Below are 19,508 nucleotides of genomic sequence, written 5' to 3'. Positions count from 1 at the left end.
CGTAACGGCCTGATTATATGTATCATGGAATGGAATAAGCCTACAAAATCGCCCTTTCATGCCTACAAAATCGACGATTAGCGCCTACAAAATCGCCCTTTGACGCCTACAAAACCGCCTTGCTGCCTTCCTTATGCCTACAAAATCGCCCTTGGTTCCGATTGTTGACAAAACGGTTGCCCAGCACAATGCGCTCATTAACGCAAGGTTCAGTTTTGTACCTCTGGAGATGCGATTGTTTATTTCTTTACTCACGCGTATTGAACCGGGAGACGAGCAATTTCGGGAACACTTTGTACCTATGGCTGAGATAATTCATGAACGCACGGGAGGCTCAGCGTATGATGAGGTAAAGCAAATGTGCAATAACATTACCTCCCGGCGGCTGTATATTGAAAAGCTGATTGACACGCAACAGGGTACTCGGAAGCGGAGCAAAAAGCCTGACTTCGAGTTTATCCCCTTGATGGCGAAGGCCGCTTACGAAAGCGATAGGGGAGGGGTGGTAGCCTCGTTTAACCCCCTGATTATGCCTTATCTACTACAGTTGCGGGAGAGTGGTAACTTCACTCTTGCGCAACTTGAGCAGCTCAATAAGCTGAAGAGCTTTTACTCCTACCGCATCTATTGGCTGCTGAAAGAGTATGCCACCTTCAAAGAGCGGACAATTACAATTGCTCAACTCCGTTTCTTACTAGATCTGCAGGAGGGAGAGTATCCGCGCTTTAATAACCTGCGCACCCGCATTTTGGACAAAGCCCAGACTGAGATGCAATCGACGGATATGCCGTTCACTTACGAGCTGCAGAAGCAAGGCAAAGTCGTCTCGGAGGTAAAATTTCTACTGGCTGCTCCAGCTGAGGGAAAGGTTATGCCTACAAAATCGCCCTCAGCCGAAGTGCCCGCTTGGGCTCAAACTTTGGCAGAAATAGGGGTCGGCGAAAAAAGCTTGGCCGTGGTCCGCCAGCAACTGGAATCTGGTGAATACGAGGTGGACTATATTGCCTATGTAGTACGCATTGTAGCGAGTCAGTTCCGCAAGGGCAAAATCAAGAAGCCCGCAGGTGCTATCTACAAGGCTTTAATTGAAAAATATCTGTTGGCGGATTACCAGCAGGCAAAGACAGCCGTTAACACAAAAAGGAAGGTAGAAACTCCAGCGCCCTCTATTGCCTCGGAAGTATCCTTTCGTCTAAGCGAGGTACGAGAAATGTTCGAAAATCCCGGGCCTTATGCCCAGCGACAGAAGCAGGCAGACACGTTCGAACAACATTTACAGCAAGTATATTTTCGCGATGGCTTCAGAATAGAAGATCGAGAAGGGGAGCAATGGCTTGTCAAGCACAACGAAAAGCTGTAACGTATTCTAGAGTGCTACCTCTACTTATTCCCGATTTTCAAATAAGCGGCCATTATAAATTACAAGAAGTGAACTATACATTTCAGTCCATATACACTCTCCTAAATTAAATGCGGCTGCTATAAATCGCACATGACACGTTTTGATGTGTTAGATCACTAAATCCGGCAACTATTCAAGCTGATATGACACCGAGTCTAAGGCCGAGCTATAAATTGTCTAAGCATTGTGTGTAAGGCACTGTCTCCAGCCGGTTGGTACAAGGATCCATGCCCGCCGGCCGGAACAGTGGCCTGTCTTAAAAGTTTGGTCCAAAAATCGCATTTGAAGCGGATGCAAGCATTTGCTATGCAGGACGCTTAATTAATTCACCGAGTTACTTACTGCCGTTAACGACAAGAGCCACTTCCTTTGAAAGTGGCTCTTCGATGAAAGAGAATTTTGACCTACTAATAGACTGATTTCTTCTTTGCCCGGCCGGAGTGGGCCGAGCCGCTACCGCGGTCGATGAGCGCGCCCCACATGCGCGGCGGCTTGGCTTGGTGTACTAGGACAGTAAAGTCGCTTTCAAAAGAAGCAGCGGAAAAACTTGGCCGACGGCCCTGCGGCCGGTGCTCCCCCCGTCAGCCTCGCTAAGCGCACTTTTCAAATTTACTGCCACAGGAACCTTTACCCGCTTCTGCCGGTACAGCGGTAGCCGGCATTTTCTGAATGCTGTTACCTTTGCCCCGATGCGCCTGCTTGCCCTCTTTTTTGCGTTCTACTTCGCCTGCCTCTCGACGCTGACCTGCGCCGACGGCGAAGTCGTGTGCAAAGACGCCAAGCAGACCACCGTGGCCGCCGCCTCGCACACCGACTGCGACGCCGGTGCCCTGGGCGACTGGTGCTCCCCGCTGTGCCAATGCCACTGCTGTGGCGGGGCCGTGGTGCCGCTAGCGCCCCTGCCGACCCTAACAGCAACTCCAGCCGTGACGTGGGCCTCTGCCCTGCGCCACGCCCGTTTGCGGGTGGGTGCCCCCACCTGGGCCGCCGCGGCCGTGTGGCAGCCGCCCCAGGCCTAACCCTTCCCGTTTCCTGCTGTCTCCCCCGCCGGGGTAGCCTGACGCGCCCGTTGTGCGCCCGGGCTGCTGACCCTGGCCCTGGTCGCCTGGGGCGGCTACTCGCTGAGTCGGCTGCCGGTTGACGCGGTGCCCGACATCACCACCAACCAGGTCGTCGTCTACACGGTGGCCCCCTCGCTGGCCGCCGGCGACATCGAGCGGCTCGTCTCCTTTCCCGTCGAGCAAAGCCTGGCCACCATTCCCGGCCGCGAAGAAGTACGCTCCTTCTCGCGCTTTGGCCTCTCGGTCGTGACCATCGTCTTCGAGGACAAGATTGACATTTACTGGGCCCGCCAGCAGGTAGCCGAGCGCCTGCGCGAGGCCGAAAGCCAGATTCCCCAGGGCATCGGCCGGCCGGAAATGGCGCCGGTCAGCACCGGCCTGGGCGAGGTGTACCAGTACCTGGTGCGCGCCAAGCCCGGCTACGAGAAGAAGTACGACGCCCGCGAGCTGCGCACCATTCAGGACTGGATTGTGCGCCGCCAGCTGCTGGGCACGCCCGGCGTGGCCGACGTGGCCAGCTTTGGCGGGCTGCTCAAGCAGTACGAAATCCGGCTGGACCCGGCCCGGCTCCGCTCGTTGAGCGTGACCGTGGAGCAGGTGTACCAAGCCGTTTCGCGCAACAACCAGAACGCCGGCGGCGCCTACCTCGACCAGAAGCCCACCGCCTACTTCATCCGCACCGAAGGCCTGGCCGAGAATGCCGCCGACCTGGGCAACATTGTCGTGCGCAACACCCAGGGCGGGCTGCCCGTGCTGGTGCGCGACGTGGCCGACGTGCGCCTAGGCTCCGCGGTGCGCTACGGGGCCATGACCCGCAACGCGGAGGGCGAAGTCACCGGCGGCATCGTGCTCATGCTCAAGGGCGCCAACGCCAACGAGGTCATCAAAGCCGTCAAGGCGCGCATGGTAACGGTGGAAAAGTCCTTGCCCGAGGGCGTGACCATCGACGTGTACCTGGACCGCTCCGACCTGGTGGGCCGCGCCATCCACACGGTGAGCAAAAACCTGCTGGAAGGGGCGCTCATCGTCATTTTTGTGCTGGTGCTGTTTCTGGGCAACTGGCGGGCGGGGCTGGTGGTGGCCTCGGTCATCCCGCTGGCCATGCTTTTTGCCATCAGCATGATGCGCCTGTTCGGCGTATCGGGCAACCTGCTCTCGCTTGGGGCCATCGACTTTGGCCTCGTCGTGGACGGGGCCGTCATCATCGTCGAAGCCATCGTGCACCGCCTGCACGGCGGGCAGCTGCGAGTGCCGGGCAACCGACTAAGTGCCGACCAGATGAATGAGGAAACCTACCACGCGGCTTCTAAAATCCGCTCCTCGGCCGCCTTCGGGGAAATCATCATCCTGATTGTGTACCTGCCCCTGCTGGCCCTGGCCGGCATCGAAGGCAAGATGTTCCGGCCCATGGCCGAAACCGTAGCCTTTGCCATCCTGGGCGCCTTCATCCTTTCGCTGACCTACGTGCCCATGATGTCGGCCCTGGCGCTAAGCCGCTCCACGGAAGTGAAGCGCAACTTCTCGGACCGGATGATGAACTGGCTCGAAGCCCGCTACCGCCCAGTGCTGGAATGGGCCCTGCGCCGCAAAGCAGTGGTGCTGTCCGCGGCAGTAATGATGTTTGCGGGCGCCCTGCTGCTGTTTCGCACCCTGGGCGGCGAATTCATCCCACAGCTCGCCGAAGGCGACTTTGCCGTCGAAATGCGCACGCTCACCGGCTCCTCTCTGAGCTACACGGTGGAGAAAAGTCAGCAGGCGGCGGCTATTCTTAAAAAGCAGTTTCCCGAAGTGCTGGAGGTGGTGACTAAAATCGGCGCGGCCGAGATTCCCACCGACCCCATGCCAGTCGAAGGCGGTGATTTAATGGTCATTCTGGAGAAGGATAAAAGCAAATGGACCTCCGCGAGCACGCAGGAGGAGCTGGCGGAGAAGATGGCCAAGGCACTGAGCGTGATTCCCGGCATGACCTTCGGCTTCCAGCAGCCCATCCAGATGCGCTTCAACGAGCTCATCAGCGGCGCCAAACAGGACGTGGTGCTCAAGATTTACGGGGAGGACCTGCAGCAGCTCGCTTCCTATGCCCAGCAGGCCGCCCGCCTGGTGCGCCAGGTCGAAGGAGCTGAGGACGTGTACGTGGAGCAGGTCACCGGCCTGCCCCAAATTGTGGTCAAGCTGGACCGCAACCGGCTGGCCCGGTTCGGCCTCAACGCCGAGGACGTGAACCGTACCGTTCAAACGGCCTTCGCTGGCCAGACCGCTGGCCAGCTCTACGAGCAGGAGCGCCGCATCGACGTGGTGCTGCGCCTGGCCCCCGAACTGCGCCGGAACATCGGCAACGTGCGCCAGCTATTGGTGGCGACCCCCAGCGGGGAGCAAATCCCGCTGGAGCAGGTGGCCACGGTGGAGCTGCAGGAAGGCCCCAACCAGATTCAGCGCGACGACGCCAAGCGCCGCATCACCGTGGCTTTCAACGTGCGGGGCCGGGACGTGGAAAGCGTCGTGACCGAGTTGCAGGGCAAAGTAGACCGGCAGCTTAAGTTCGCGCCCGGCTACTACACCACCTACGGCGGCCAGTTTGAGAACCTGCGCCAAGCATCCGAACGGCTGAGCATTGCCGTGCCCGTGGCCTTGCTCCTGATTTTCGTGCTCTTGTTCTTCACGTTCAAGTCACTCAAACAGTCGGTGCTGATTTTCACGGCCATTCCGCTCTCGGCCATTGGTGGGGTGCTGGCCTTGTGGCTGCGGGGCATGCCCTTCAGCATCTCGGCCGGGGTGGGCTTCATTGCCCTCTTCGGCGTGGCCGTGCTCAACGGCATCGTGCTCATCGGCTACTTCAACCAGCTCAAGGACGAAGGCCGCACCGACCTTTACCAGCGCATACTGGAGGGCACGCAGGTGCGCCTACGACCGGTGCTGATGACGGCTACGGTGGCCTCATTGGGCTTTCTGCCCATGGCCCTGTCGCAGTCGGCCGGTGCCGAGGTGCAGCGCCCCCTGGCCACGGTGGTCATCGGCGGGCTGGTCACGGCCACGCTGCTAACCCTGCTCGTGTTGCCGGTGCTTTACGCCTTGTCTGAACGCAGGTCGAAACAACAGGGAGAAGAAAAGCCGCAATCCGCCACGGCCGTGCCGGTTTCGGCGGTGCTGCTCGTGCTGGGTGGTTTGCTCGCTGCTACGCCCGCCCGGGCTCAGGGCCCGATTACCGCCACCCAGGCCGTGGGGCAAGCGTTGCAGGCCAATGGCACCGTGCAGGCCGCCCAACGCTCCCTGGAAGCCCAGCAGGCCCTGCGCCGCACCGCCTTCGACGTGGGCCGTACCACCATCTCAGGTACCTACGGGCAGGTGAACTCCCCGCTTTCCGACAACCTGCTCAGTATCGGCCAGACCCTGGCCCTGCCCGGCTACTACCGGGCTCAGGCCGGCCTGAGCCAGGCCCAGATTGGGGGCCGGGAACAGCAGCTCCAGCAGGTGCAGGCCGAATTGCGCCGCCAGGTGCGTCTGAGCTACGAGCGGGCCGTGCACGCCCGGCACCGCCTGCGCACCCTGCGCGGGCAGGACAGCATCTACACCGAATTTCTGCGCTCGGCTCAACTGCGCTTCAAGACCGGCGAAGTAGCCCGCCTGGAGCCGGCCAACGCCTTGATTCAACAGGGTGAAACGCAGAACCTGCTGGCCCGCGCCCGGGCCGACTACGCCATTGCCCGGCGCCAGCTGCAGGCACTGTTGCAAACCGCCCAACCGGTAGCCATTGCCGACAGCACCCTGCGTCTGTTGCCTATCCTTACGGGTCCTGCGGATACGGCCACCCTGGCCGCCACCCCGCAGGCCCGGGTGCTGCAGCAGCAACTGGCGGAGCGCCGCGCCGAAACCCGGGTAGAGCAGGCCCAGGCCCTGCCCCATGTCACGGTGGGCTACACCAACCAGTCCTTGCGCGGCACCTACGAGATAGTAGGGCAAACATTGACCTACGGGGCCGGCGACCGATTCCAGAGCGTGCAGGCCGGCGTGGCCATACCGCTGTTGCGCGGGCCCCAAAAGGCCCGGGTGCAGGCGGCCAAGCTGCAAGAGCAGGTGGCATCGACGGCCTACCAGCGCTACCAGGCCGAAGCTGCCGCCCAGCTGGATGAGCTGCGCCTGCGCCTGCAGGAACAACGGCAGCGGGTGGAGTTTTACCAGCAGACCGGCCTGCCGCAAGCCGCCGTCATCGTGCGCCTCAGCCAGCGGGCCTACAAGGCCGGCGAAACCACTTACTCGGAGCTATTGCTCAACCTGGAGCGCGCCCTGAGCGTGCGCACGGCCTACCTCGACGCCGTGCTTGAACACAACCAAACCGCCATCGACCTGGAGTACCTGTTGGGCGCTGCCGCTCAATAAGCCTTTGGCTCCCTCTGACCTGACAACCATGAATAAGATTGCATCCCTGGTGCTGCTCCTCGGCCTAACCCTGGCAGGCTGCACCACCGACAAGAAAGAAACCGAGCCTGCGGATACCGAAGCGGCCGAAACGAAGGAGGCCGCCGAAGGTGGGGAAAGCGGCGAGGCCGCAGAAGCTTCCGACATGGTCCGCCTCTCGCCCGCCGAGCAGCAGGCCGCCGGTCTGAAAACCGGGCGCCTCGCCGACCGGCCCATGGGCTCCGGTCTGGCCGTAACGGGTACGCTGGACGTGCCGCCGGAAAGTGCCGTCTCCATCACCGCCCCGCTGGGCGGCTTCGTGGAAAACACGGAATTGCTGCAGGGCACCCGGGTGCGCAAAGGCGAAGTGCTGGCCACCATCCGCAATCCTGAGTTCGTGACCCTGCAGCAGGACTACCTCGAAACCCGGGCCCGCCTCGAATACGCCCGCACCGAGCTGGCCCGCCAGAAAGAGCTCTACGAGCAGGAGGTGGCCCCGCAGAAAAACTACCAGCGCGCCCAGGCCGACTATCATACCCTGCAGGTGCAAACTTCTGCCCAGGCCACCCGGCTGCGGCTGGCCGGCCTGCCCGTGGGCGGCCGGATGGTCACCACGGCCAGCGTCCGCGCCCCGCGGGCCGGCTTCGTGCGGGCCGTGAACGTGACGGTGGGCCAAGCAGTGACAGCCACCGATGCCCTGTTTGAAATCGTGGACCCGGAGCACCTGCACGTGGAGCTCACCGTGTTCGAGCGCGACGTGGCCCGGGTGCAGAAAGGGCAGCTGATTCGCTTCACCCTGGCCAGCGACTCCACCGGCTCCCGGCGCGAGCGCACGGCCCACGTGTACCTGGTGGGCAAAGCCATTGGCGAGGACCGCACCGTCCGCGTGCACGGCCACCTCGACCAGGAAAACGACCCCGCCCTGTTGCCCGGCCTCTACGTGCGGGCCACCATCGAAACGGGCCGCACCCAGGCGCCTACGCTGCCCGATGCGGCGCTGGTGCGCTTCGAGAGCAAGAACTACGCCTATGCGGTGGAGGCCCCCGGCCGCTACCGCATGGTGCCCGTCACGCTGGGCCGCAGCGAGGACGGCTTCACCGAAGTCACCCTGCCCGAGTCGGTACCGGCCACTACGCCCTTCGTTACCGACGGAGCTTATTCGCTGCTAGCTAAAATGAAAAACGCCGAAGAGGAAGAATAGACCTGACTCATCCCCTCCGCGACATCTTAATTCCCAAGACTGCATGCACCGGTGTCCAGGGGTTGTCCCCGCAACCGGCCGCTGTGCCCATTTCCGACTTGCCATGCCTGATAGAACCCCTGAAAAACTGAACGAAGAGCTGAACACGGCCAAGCAGGTGCAGCTGGAGAACGTGGGCGCGTTGACCCGCGACCAACTAACCCCAACCGCCGCGGCCGAACCCCAGGGCCACGACGTAGCCGGCCACGACCACGCACCGGCCGCCGAACCCAGCGAGTCGTGGTGGCGCAACCCCTACGCGCCGGCCATAGCGAGCCTAATCCTGCTATTGGCGGGGCTTGCCCTGGACTATTACGACGTGGCCTTTTTCACCAAGTACGTCCGCCTGCTCTGGTACGGGGTGGCCTTTCTGCTAGTGGGCTGGAAAGTTATCCGCTCGGCCGTACAGAGCATTCCTTCGGGTAACATCTTCAACGAGTTCCTGCTCATGAGCTTGGCCACGCTGGGCGCCTTTGCCATCGGTGAGTACCCGGAAGGGGTGGCCGTGATGCTGTTCTACACCGTGGGCGAACTGTTTCAGGACGCAGCCGTGAACCGGGCCAAGCGCAGCATCCGCGCCCTGCTGGAGATTCAAGCCACCGAAGTGACTGTAGTTCGCGGTGGGCGAAGCATGGTACTGGACCCCAAGCAGGTACAGTTGGGCGACACCATCGAAGTACGACCGGGCGAGAAAGTGGCCCTCGACGGCACCCTGACCCAGGGGCCGGCCAGCTTTAACACGGCCGCGCTGACCGGCGAGTCGGCCCCGCAGACCAAGCAAACGGGGGAAGTCGTGCTGGCCGGCATGGTCAACCTGGAAAGCCTGATTCAGGTGGCCGTCACGGCAGGCTACCAGGACACGAAGCTGGCCAAAATCCTGGCCATGGTGCAGGACGCGGTGAGCCGCAAGGCCAAAACCCAGCTGTTCATCACCAAGTTTGCTAAAACTTACACGCCCATCGTCGTGCTACTGGCCACGCTGCTCATCGTGGTGCCCTACTTCGTGGTCGACGATTACGTGTTTCGCACCTGGCTGTACCGGGCGCTGGTGTTTCTGGTGATTTCCTGCCCCTGCGCCCTGGTGGTGAGCATTCCGCTGGGCTACTTCGGTGGCATCGGGGCCGCTTCCAAAGCCGGCATTCTGTTCAAGGGCTCGAACTTCCTGGACGTGCTGCGCGAAATTGACACCGTGGTCATGGACAAGACCGGCACGCTCACCCAGGGCGTGTTTGCCGTGCAGCAGGTGGTTGCGGTGCCCGGCACCGAGCCGGCTGCCCTGCTGCGCTTGGTTGGGGCGCTGGAAACCAAGTCCACCCACCCCATCGCCAAGGCCGTGGTGCAGCACGTGGGCGCGGCTGCGGCTGGCGTCGTGGTGGACAACGTGGAGGAAATTGCCGGCCACGGGTTACGGGGCCGGGTCGATGGCCGCGAGGTGCTCGCCGGCAATACCAAGCTGCTCGCCAAATACGGGGTGAGTTATCCGGCCGAAGTCGACCAAGTGGTCGACAGCATCGTGGTGGCGGCCGTGGACGGCCGGTACGCCGGCTACCTGACCGTGGCCGACGCCCCCAAGGCCGACGCTCAGCAGACCGTGCGCGAGCTGCGGGCCGACGGCATCACCAAAATCGTGATGCTCTCCGGCGACAAAGACAGCATCACCCAGCGGGTGGCCAAGGAGTTAGGCATTGATGAGGCGCACGGCGGGCTGCTGCCGGAGGACAAAGCCCGCTACGTGCAGCAGTACCTCAACGACGGGCACAAGCTGGCCTTCGTGGGCGATGGGGTAAACGATGCGCCCGTGGTGGCCCTGGCCGACGTGGGCATTGCCATGGGTGGGCTGGGCTCGGACGCCACCATCGAAACGGCCGACGTGGTGATTCAAACCGACCACCCCAGCAAGATTGCCACCGCCCGGCGCATTGCCCGTGCCACGCACACGGTGGTGTGGCAGAACATCTGGCTGGCCTTTGGCGTGAAAGCCGTGGTGCTGGCCCTGGGCGCCGGCGGCCTGGCCACCATGTGGGAAGCGGTGTTTGCCGACGTGGGGGTAGCGTTGCTGGCGATTCTGAACGCCGTGCGGATTCAGCGCATGGACTTCACCAGCAAAGGGGAATCACCTCGCTCTGAATCCTAACCGACTTTATCAATTCTTATCATGAAACCGCACCTTGTTCTTGTGGCCGGCTTATTGGTCGGCAGTCTGGTCGCCGCCAGCTGCAGCTCCCGGCACGATTCCGACGAATACGAGCAGAAGGACCAAGCCGGAGCCAAGACGAAGCCGGTGCCGGCACCCGTGAAGCGGCCGACCTCCCTGCGTGACACCGTACAGTTGCTGATGCAACAGCTCGACACGGTGCGTCGCATCGGCTGCTGGGACGAGGACTTTGCCCGCGTCATGACCGTGCACCACGCCGGGGCTCAGCGCCTGGCCGCAGTGGAAATAGCGCAGGGCAAGGATTCAACCCTGCAGGCCATGGCGAAGCACGTGCTTAAAGGCCATGAGCGTGACAACCACGTCCTCACGCTGGCCCTTACCCGCGAGCCGCCGGCGGGACAAGAATACCGCCCGGACAATACCAAAGACCCATTTGTGCGGCGGATGACGGCCGCCCTAGCGCCCCTACGGGAGTTGCCGCCCGCTACGGGCAGCATTGATGCTGATTTTGCCACCCTCATGCAGCTCCACCACCAGAGCGGCGTAGCCTTAGCGCGGGTGGAGCTGTCTTTCGGCCGCAATGAGGAGGTCAAAGCCGCTGCCCGCAACATTGTTCGGGATGAGCAAGTGGAGGTCAAGCAGTACCAGCGCTGGCTGAAGGCCCATGCCTTGGCGCCCTCCAACTAACTACTTCTTGCTCTTGATGCTGCTCAACATTCCGAATGCTGTTGCCTCAACCTGCCCCCTGCTAAGCTTTCCCCTGCTGCTGGCCCGTTATGATAGCCGGAGCATCCCTGCGCAGCTGTGTGGCGCACGCCGGGCCCACAGCCGCGCAGGGCTAGCAGGCACTTTGCAGCCGGCGTCAGTTTGTGTGCCAGTAAGCTTTTTATTTAGGCCATACTGGCGTGTTCAAAGCCAGTTCCCTTAAAATAAGACATAGGCGTCCCTGCGAGGCGCCTCGTAATTGTGCACTTTCCCGGACAAATACTGTTCATAACCTGCGGGTGTAGTTCCCGTACTTTGCAGTCCACCTTGGCCCAGTATGGGTCGTCTTTGCGTGAAGCGTTTCGCCAGTCTGTTTCTGCTCTTTAGCTACCTGCTGTCCAGCCCCGGACTGGTGTACAGCATGCACTTCTGTGGCCAGGAGCTGACGGCGGTTTCGGTGGCGCAGGACGGCGACACGAACTGCTGCTGCCAGGATACGGGCAAGCCGGCTTCGGGCTGCTGCCACGACCAGAAGGTAAGCAGCGCGCTCAAGGACGTTAAGCTTTCGGCCGCCCACTTCCAGCTGCAGGCCCCCGACGCGGTGCCGGCCCCGGCCGTGCTGCGGCTGGTGTGGCAGCTCGCGCAAGTGGCTTACCCTGCCGATGAGCCGGCCGCTGATTTGCTGGCCCACGCGGCCCCGCCGCCCGAATGCCCGGCCTACGTGCGCGGGCACGCCTTTTTAGTCTAGCTTTTCAGGTTGCTTTGTTCCCCACGCCGGTCGGCGCTGGGGCTTTGGTGCGTCCGGCCCCGGCGGTTGGGCCGCACCCGCGTCCGGGCACTACTGCCACGGGGCCTGCCGATGTCCCGTTACGGGTTTCCGGTTGGCCGGCGCTTCTCCCTATTGCTGTTTCTCGATGATAGAGCAACTCATTTCCTTTTCCCTGCGGAATCGGGTGCTGGTGCTGCTGGTCGCCGCCGGCCTCCTCGTGTGGGGGGCGTTTTCGGTGCGGGCCAGCAAGATTGACGCCATCCCCGACCTGTCCGAAAACCAGGTCATCGTCTTCACCGAGTGGATGGGCCGCAGCCCGCAGATTATGGAAGACCAAGTGACCTACCCGCTGGTCACCAACCTGCAGGGGCTGGCCCAGGTGAAGGCCGTGCGCGCCGCCTCTATGTTCGGCATGAGCTTCGTGTACGTCATCTTCACCGACGACACCGACATCTACTGGGCCCGCGAGCGGGTGCTGGAGCGCCTTAACTACGCCCAGCGCCTGCTGCCGGCCGGCATCACGCCCACCCTGGGGCCCGACGGCACCGGTGTGGGCCACGTGCTCTGGTACACGCTCAACGCCCCCAAGCTCGACTTGGGTGAGCAACGCGCCCTCCAGGACTGGTATGTCAAGTTCGGGCTGCAAACCGTGCCTGGTGTGAGCGAGGTAGCCAGCTTCGGTGGCTTCCAACCCGAGTACCAGGTGACGGTAGACCCCACCAAGCTTACTTACTACAACGTGACACTACCGCAGGTGCTCGCGGCCGTGCGCAGTAACAACAATGAGGCCGGCGGCCGCAAGTTCGAGCAGGCCGGCATCGGCTACATCATCAAAACCAGCGGCTACATCCAGGACGTGGCCACGCTCGAAAACGTGCCGGTGCTCACCCGGCCCGGTGGGGTGCCGCTGCGCCTCAAGGACCTGGGCACGGTGCAGATGACGGGCGAAAGCCGCCTGGGCATCTTCGACCACAACGGCGAGGGCGAAGCCGTGGGCGGCATCGTGGTGATGCGCTACGGCGAGAATGCCGACGACGTCATCACCCGCGTCAAAGCCAAGATGACGGAGGTGGCCAAGGGCCTGCCGGCGGGCGTTTCCTTCAACCTCGTCTACGACCGCAGCGGACTGATTGAGGAGTCGGTGGCCAACATCAAGCACACGCTGCTGGAAGAAATGGCCGTGGTGTCGCTGGTGGTGCTGGTGTTCCTCTTCCACTGGCGCAGCGCCCTGAGCATCCTGCTGCAAATCCCCATCACCATCGCCACGAGCTTCATTTTACTCAACGCCTTCGGCATCTCCTCCAACATCATGTCGCTCACCGGCATCGCCCTGGCTATTGGCGTCATCGTCGACAACGGCATCGTGATGGCCGAAAACGCCTACCGCAGCCTGGCCCTGCACCAGGCTGCTGAAGAAGCCGCGGCCGCCGGGCCGCCCGGTGCGCCGCCCGTGCCCACTGTTCCTTTTTCCACGCCTGAACCCGTCCGCCATGACTAACGACGAGCGCCTCGCCATCATCGAGAAGTCCAGCCAGCAGGTCTCGCGGGGCATCTTCTTCTCCACCATCATCATCGTGGCTTCCTTCCTGCCGGTGTTCCTACTCACCGGGCAGGAGGGCAAGCTGTTTCACCCGCTGGCCTACACCAAGACCTTTATCCTGCTCATCGACGCCGTGCTGGCCGTCACGCTGGCCCCGGTGCTGCTGTCCTTTTTCATGAAGGGCAAATTCAAGACCGAGGAGCAGAACCCCATTAACCGGGGCCTGGAGCGGGTGTATGCGCCCCTGATAAACTGGTGCCTGACCTGGCGCAAGACGACCATCGCCATCAACCTGGCGCTGCTATCCTTGAGCATCCCACTGCTGCTGAGTTTGGGCACCGAGTTCATGCCCCCGCTGGACGAGGGCTCCATTCTGTTCATGCCCATCACGCAGCCCGACGTGTCCAACTCGGAGGTCAAGCGCATTCTGCAGGTGCAGGATAAGATTATCAAGCAGGTACCCGAAGTGGCCGGGGTGCTGGGCAAAGCCGGCCGGGCCAGCACGGCCACCGACAATGCCCCGCTGAGCATGATTGAAACCATCATCCAGCTCAAGCCCCGCAGCGAGTGGCGGGACGGCATGACCAAGGCCAAACTCATCGCCGAGCTCAACGACAAGCTGCAGATTCCCGGGGTGGTGAACGGCTGGACCCAGCCCATCATCAACCGCATCAACATGCTCAGCACTGGGGTGCGCACCGACGTGGGCGTGAAAGTGTACGGCCAGCAGCTAGATACCATTGAACAGGTGTCGCAACGAGTAAGAGCCGCGCTCACCGGCGTGCCCGGCGTGCAGGACCTCTACGTGGACCCCATCACCGGCGGCAAGTACCTACAGATTGACCTTGACCGCCCTCAGCTGGCCCGCTACGGGCTGAGCGTGGACCAGGTGAACGAGGTGGTGGAAACGGCCATCGGCGGGGCGCCCGTGGCCACCACCGTGGAAGGGCGCCGGCGCTTCAGCATCAGCGTGCGTCTGGCCGAAGACTTCCGCAACAGCGTGGCCGCGATGGGCCGCATCCCCATTCAAACCACGGCCTACGGGCCGGTACCGCTCTCCGCGGTGGCCCGGCTGCGCTTTGTCAACGGCCCGCCCATGATTAACTCCGAGAACGCGCAGCTGCGCGGGGCGGTGCTCTTCAACGTGCGCGACCGGGACCTGGGCGGCACCGTGAAAGAAGCCATGCAGCGGGTGCAGAGCATCCAGGGCAAGCTGCCGGCCGGCTACTACCTGGAGTGGAGCGGGCAGTACGAGAACCTGATTAGCTCGCAGCGCACGCTGCTCTTCATCCTACCCATCGTGCTTTTGGTAATATTCGGCTGCCTGTACTTCGCGTTTCACTCGGTGCGGGAGGCGCTGCTGAGTTTGGTCACCATTCCCTTCGCTCTGATTGGCGGGGCCTACATGGTGTATTTCTACGGGGTGCACCTGTCCGTGGCCGTGGCCGTGGGCTTCATCGCCCTGTTCGGGCTGGCTGTGGAAACGGGTGTCATCATGGTCATCTACCTCAACGACGCCATGCAGCAGCTGGTAGCTGCCAAGGGCAATTCCAGCGAGACGATTACGAAGCAGGATTTGCGGGACGCCGTGTTTCACGGGGCGGCCAAGCGACTGCGGCCCAAGCTGATGACGGTATCGGTGGCTTTGTTCGGCCTGGTACCGGTGCTGTGGGCAACGGGCACGGGCTCGGACGTGATGCTGCCCATCGTGCTGCCCATGATTGGCGGGGTGTTCACTTCCTCGACCCACATTCTGCTGGTCACGCCTCTGATTTTTCTCATGACCAAGGAGTACGAGCTGCGCAAGTTCGGCAAGCTCGACGTGCTGGCCGTGAAGCATTAAGCCATGAAAGTCATGTTAGTTACCCTTAGAAACTGTATAATACTAGCGCTGCTGCTCCTGGCCGGGCAGCCGCTCCGGGCGCAGCAGGTGCTGCAGCTGGACTCGGTGCTGCGGGCCGTGGAGCGCCGCAACCCGGCCCTGCGCCAGTACGGCTACCGGGCCCAGGCCAAGCAGGCCGCCGTGGCGGGCGCCAGCAGCTGGGAAGCGCCCAAGGTGAGCGCCGGCTACTGGATGACGCCCTACAACCAGCGACCCATCAAGGAGATGAACAACGGCCAGGGCGAGGGTATGCAGATGGTGTCCGTCGAGCAGATGATTCCCAACCCGGCCAAACAGCGCGCTAAGCGGGAGTACCTGGCCGGCCAAGCCGCCGTGGACCAGGCCGACCAAACGGCGATGTTCAACCAGCTGCGGGCGCAGGCCCGCAGCCTCTACTACGGCCGGGTCATTCTGGAGAAGAAGCTTAAGGTGCTTGACGAAAGCGAGGAGCTGCTGGCTTTCCTGCTGAAGGTGGCGCAGGCCCGCTATCCTTACAACCAGAGCACCTTGGGCAGTATCTACCAGGCCCAGGCACGGGTGGCGATGCACGGCAACGACCACGCGCAACTCTACGGGCAGCTGCGCCAGACCACCATCGCCCTTAACACGCTCATGGCCCGCGACCCGGAAGGCGAGTTTGCGGTGGATACGCTGCTACCTACCTCCTTCGCGGGGCCTTATCCCGACACAGCCGCGCTGTCCCGCCGGCGCAGTGACGTGCGCAGCCTCGACCGCTCGCTGGCCGTGCTGCGCCTCAACCAAAACGTGGAAGCCAACCGCCGCCGGCCCGACTTTGGCGTGCGCTACGACCACATGAACGGCATTGGGGTTACGCCCAATCAGTTCACCGTGATGGGCATGGTCTCCATCCCCATTGCCCCCTGGGCGGCCCGCGAGTACAAGGCCAACACCGCCGCGCTCGGCTACGAGGCCCAGGCTGTGCAGCAGCAGCGGGCCAGCCTACTCACCGAAGCGGCCGGCCGCATCACCACCCTGCAGTCGGACTTACGCACCAAGCGCCAGCAGGTGGAAAACTACGAAAAGGGCATCCTGCCCGCCCTGCGCAAGAATTACCAGGTGACGCTGCTCGCCTACCAGCAGAACACCGCCCAACTACCAGCCGTGGTCGAAGCCCTGGAAACCTGGCTGCAAACCCGCCTGCAATACCTCGATACGCAAACTGAACTCATGAACTTACACGTGCGCTATGACCAGGAACTGGAGCAATAAACTGCGCTGCGCGACATGGTGCGTGCTCGTGCTGGCGCTGCTGGCTGGCTGCAAAGGCAAGGCCCACGGCCCGGCCGCGCAGGCCCCGGCGCAGCCCGAGGCCACGGCCGGGGCGCAACTGTACACCTGCTCGATGCACCCGCAAATCGTGCGCGACGCCCCCGGCCAGTGCCCCATCTGCGGCATGGACCTGGTGCCCAAAGCCAACGGCGAAGCCCAAGACGCTGCTGACACGGCCGGGGCCGACTTGGACCACCTGGTTACCTCCCCCAATGGCTCCGTGGTGTCGGCCATCGCAACCGTGCGCCCAACCTCGGGGGCCGCTTCGGATACGCTTTCCCTGCCTGGCGTAGTCGACTATGACCCGCGCCGGAGTCGGGCCGTGGCCGCCCGCGTGGGGGGCCGCATCGAGCGCCTGCTGGTGCGCTTCAACTACCAGCCCGTGCGCAAAGGCCAGACGCTGCTGGAGCTCTACAGCCCCGAGCTGGTGACGGCCGAGCAGGAATACATCTTCTTGTTGGGCAACGACGCTGACAATACGGTCCTTGTCAATGGAGCCCGGCAAAAGCTGCGGCTGCTGGGCTTGAGTGAAGGCCAGCTGCGCGCCCTGGCCCGCACCCGGCGGCCCGACTACCGGGTGGCCGTGTTCAGCCCCTACGACGGGTACGTGGTCGAAAACACGGTGGCCGCGGCATCCCTAGCCCCGCCTTCCTCCGCCGGTATGCCCGAAGCCAGCGCCCCGGCGGGGGGCATGGGCAGCGCCTCGGCTATGAGTCCAGGAGCGGATGCAGCAACAGCAACGGCCGCACCTTCCGCTCCAACCCCGGCCCTCACGCTCCAGGAAGGAGGCTACGTGAGCACCGGGCAGACCTTGTTTCAGGTGGTGAACACCGCGCAGGTCTGGGGGCTGTTTCAGCCCGGGCCCGGCGAACTCGGGCAGATGCGGCCGGGCCAAATGCTGCAGGTAACGGTGCCTAGCGACCCAACCCATTCCATAACGGCCCGCGTGGAGCTGGTCGAGCCTACCTACCGGGCGGGAGCCAGTACGCCGGCCGTGCGCGTGTCCTTGCCCAACCCTCGGGGTCTGCTGCGGCGCGGCACCCGCCTCACGGCCCGGCTGTCGAGCCCTACCGCCAGCGGCTGGTGGCTGCCCCGTGCCGCTGTGGTGGACCTGGGTACCCGGCAGGTGGCCTTTGTGCGGCGCGGCCGCACGTTCGTGCCTGTCACCGTACTGGTGGGCCAGCGTACGGCCGCGCAGGTACAAATCAGGCAGGGCCTGAGCGGCACCGAAGCCGTGGCGGCCAACGGCCAGTACCTGGTCGACAGCGAAAGCTTCCTGCAAACTTCTTCCACCCCATCAGATGCTACCCATGAATAGCCTACAAACCTTTTGGCGGCTTTCTACTGCCCGTTGGCTGCTGATGCTGCTGGTGGCCCTAAGCAGCGCGGCTTGCCAGAAAACCAAGCCCGCTAACGAGGGGGCCGTGGGGGAGAAAGTGTACTACACCTGCTCCATGCACCCGCAGATTCACGAGGACGCCCCCGGAAAGTGTCCCATCTGCGGCATGGAACTGATAGCGGTGAAGACGGGGCCAGTAGTCAAAAAGGCTGCTGCCAGCCCCACCGCGTACACCTGCCCGATGCACCCGCAGGTACATCAATCCAAACCCGGCCTCTGCCCCATCTGCGGCATGGACCTGGTGAAACAGGCCGGGCATCCGACTCCGGCGGGAAGCGCAGGGGCCAGCGGCGCGGACCTGACGCTGACCGCGCAGCAGGTGACGCTGGGTAACATTCACGCGCAGGTTATCGGGACCAGCCCGTTGGAGCTGCCCGCTCCTACCGTGCTCACCGGCACCGTAACGACCGATGCCCTCCAAACGGAAAGCGTGAGCAGCCGGGTAGCCGGGCGCATCGAGCATTTGTACGTACGCCAGACCGGGCAGCCGCTACAACGAGGTGAACCCCTGTTTTCCGTGTACAGCGAGCAGCTGCAGGCGCTGCAGCAGGAGTACCTGCTGGCCCTGGCTCAAAGCCGCGAGCAGGGCGGCGCCTACCGTCAATTCGCCGAAGCTACCGGCCAGAAGCTCCGCCTCTTGGGTCTGACTTCCGTCCAGCTCCGGCAGCTGGCCACTCGGGGCCGGCCCAACCCGGTGGTCACGTACTACAGCCCAACCACCGGCACCGTGCAGGCGCTCGACGTGGTACAGGGCCAGTATGTGACCGAAGGCAGCCCCCTGGTGACGCTCACCAATTTGACCACCGTGTGGGTCGAAGCGCAGCTCTATCCGCAGGACATGGCCCAACTGCCGCTGGGCCAAAGCGTCACGGTGCAGGTGGCTGGAGAGCCCGGCGCACGCCGTGGCAAAGTTGTCTTTCTGAGTCCCGAACTCAGTGGCAGCAGCCAGGTCACCCTGGCCCGCATCCAGCTGGCTAACCCCGGAGGCCGTCTACTACCCGGGGCTCAGGCGAACGTGTTGCTCAATGCTCCAAGGACGGCCGCTACCGCCCAAACCACTTTGCGCGTGCCTGTGGAGGCCCTTATCCGCGACGGCGAGAACAGCTACCTCTGGACGCAAACCGGCGAGCGGCAGTATCGCCGGGTGCGGGTAAGCACGGGCGAGGGCTCGGCCAGCAGCGTACCCGTCACGGCAGGTTTACCGGCCGGAACCAAGGTCGTCGTATCCGGCGCCTACCTGCTGCAAAGCGAATTCTCCCTGCGCCAGGGCGCCAACGACAGCATGAACGGCATGGCCATGTAAGCCATCGAAAACCCAATTCCTAATCCGTTATGGTGCTGCGGTTCAGCACTTTTTTTCATTACCCTCCCCAACATTCATGAAAAAGCTTCTTTTTCTCGGCTTGGTGCTCACCAGCCTTTCCGCCACTCTCTCATCCTGCTCCGATAACAAGGGCACGGCTGAAACCAGCACGGCGGCCGGCACCAACGCCACCTCCGATAGCACCGCCACGCCAAGCGGCAACCCCGGACCGGGCATCGCTGCCGAAACCTATACCTGTACCATGCACCCGGAAATTATTGCCAACGAGCCCGGCAAGTGTCCTAAGTGCGGCATGGACCTAGTGAAAAAATAGAACCCCGAACCAAGCGATTTTTTCATTCTTCTTTCA

13 protein-coding genes are annotated in these 19,508 nt (G+C 62.9%); all 13 read left to right on the top strand.

Translation table 11 applies throughout. The features are described 5' to 3' along the window. Positions 1 to 133 precede the first annotated feature (133 nt). Positions 134 to 1,360 (top strand): replication initiation protein, encoded by a 1,227-nt coding sequence (locus EU556_RS25385; RefSeq protein ID WP_135437037.1) that lies wholly within the window; start codon positions 134 to 136, stop codon positions 1,358 to 1,360. A gap of 731 nt (positions 1,361 to 2,091) precedes the next feature. Then, entirely contained in the window at positions 2,092 to 2,421 is a 330-nt protein-coding gene (locus tag EU556_RS25380) for a DUF6660 family protein (protein ID WP_135437036.1), read from the top strand. Positions 2,422 to 2,484: 63 nt separating this feature from the next. Next, positions 2,485 to 6,837 (top strand): CusA/CzcA family heavy metal efflux RND transporter, encoded by a 4,353-nt coding sequence (locus EU556_RS25375; RefSeq protein WP_135437035.1) that lies wholly within the window; start codon positions 2,485 to 2,487, stop codon positions 6,835 to 6,837. 28 nt (positions 6,838 to 6,865) lie between these two features. After that, positions 6,866 to 8,056, top strand: a complete 1,191-nt coding sequence (locus EU556_RS25370) for an efflux RND transporter periplasmic adaptor subunit (protein ID WP_135437034.1) — start codon at positions 6,866 to 6,868, stop codon at positions 8,054 to 8,056. A gap of 103 nt (positions 8,057 to 8,159) precedes the next feature. Continuing rightward, positions 8,160 to 10,229, top strand: coding sequence for a heavy metal translocating P-type ATPase (locus tag EU556_RS25365; protein WP_135437033.1), 2,070 nt, complete (start codon positions 8,160 to 8,162; stop codon positions 10,227 to 10,229). Positions 10,230 to 10,250: 21 nt separating this feature from the next. Beyond that, positions 10,251 to 10,937 (top strand): DUF305 domain-containing protein, encoded by a 687-nt coding sequence (locus EU556_RS25360; protein WP_135437032.1) that lies wholly within the window; start codon positions 10,251 to 10,253, stop codon positions 10,935 to 10,937. A 355-nt stretch (positions 10,938 to 11,292) separates the two neighbouring features. Next, entirely contained in the window at positions 11,293 to 11,703 is a 411-nt protein-coding gene (locus EU556_RS25355) for an HYC_CC_PP family protein (RefSeq protein ID WP_135437031.1), read from the top strand. Between the two features lie 166 nt (positions 11,704 to 11,869). Beyond that, positions 11,870 to 13,222, top strand: coding sequence for an efflux RND transporter permease subunit (locus tag EU556_RS25350; protein ID WP_245327905.1), 1,353 nt, complete (start codon positions 11,870 to 11,872; stop codon positions 13,220 to 13,222). Continuing rightward, positions 13,215 to 15,107 carry an efflux RND transporter permease subunit gene (locus EU556_RS25345; protein WP_135437030.1) on the top strand — a complete coding sequence of 631 codons (1,893 nt, stop codon included), beginning with the start codon at positions 13,215 to 13,217 and terminating at the stop codon, positions 15,105 to 15,107. Before EU556_RS25350 ends, EU556_RS25345 begins: the two co-directional genes overlap by 8 nt. 12 nt (positions 15,108 to 15,119) lie before the next feature. After that, the gene (locus tag EU556_RS25340) at positions 15,120 to 16,376 is read left to right on the top strand and encodes a TolC family protein (protein ID WP_167855716.1); all 1,257 of its coding nucleotides are present in this window, start codon (positions 15,120 to 15,122) and stop codon (positions 16,374 to 16,376) included. Next, entirely contained in the window at positions 16,354 to 17,754 is a 1,401-nt protein-coding gene (locus EU556_RS25335) for an efflux RND transporter periplasmic adaptor subunit (protein WP_135437028.1), read from the top strand. The genes EU556_RS25340 and EU556_RS25335 overlap by 23 nt, the downstream gene beginning before the upstream one ends. Next, positions 17,747 to 19,138 carry an efflux RND transporter periplasmic adaptor subunit gene (locus EU556_RS25330; protein WP_135437027.1) on the top strand — a complete coding sequence of 464 codons (1,392 nt, stop codon included), beginning with the start codon at positions 17,747 to 17,749 and terminating at the stop codon, positions 19,136 to 19,138. Before EU556_RS25335 ends, EU556_RS25330 begins: the two co-directional genes overlap by 8 nt. A gap of 76 nt (positions 19,139 to 19,214) precedes the next feature. Next, a complete protein-coding gene (locus EU556_RS25325) occupies positions 19,215 to 19,472 on the top strand; it encodes a heavy metal-binding domain-containing protein (RefSeq protein ID WP_135437026.1) in 258 nt (85 codons plus the stop codon). Positions 19,473 to 19,508 lie beyond the last annotated feature (36 nt).

Source organism: Hymenobacter fodinae (assembly GCF_004745825.1).
Taxonomy (GTDB): domain Bacteria; phylum Bacteroidota; class Bacteroidia; order Cytophagales; family Hymenobacteraceae; genus Hymenobacter; species Hymenobacter fodinae.
The sequence above is the reverse complement of the archived record's forward strand: the minus strand, read 5'-3'. Positions and strand labels throughout refer to the sequence as shown.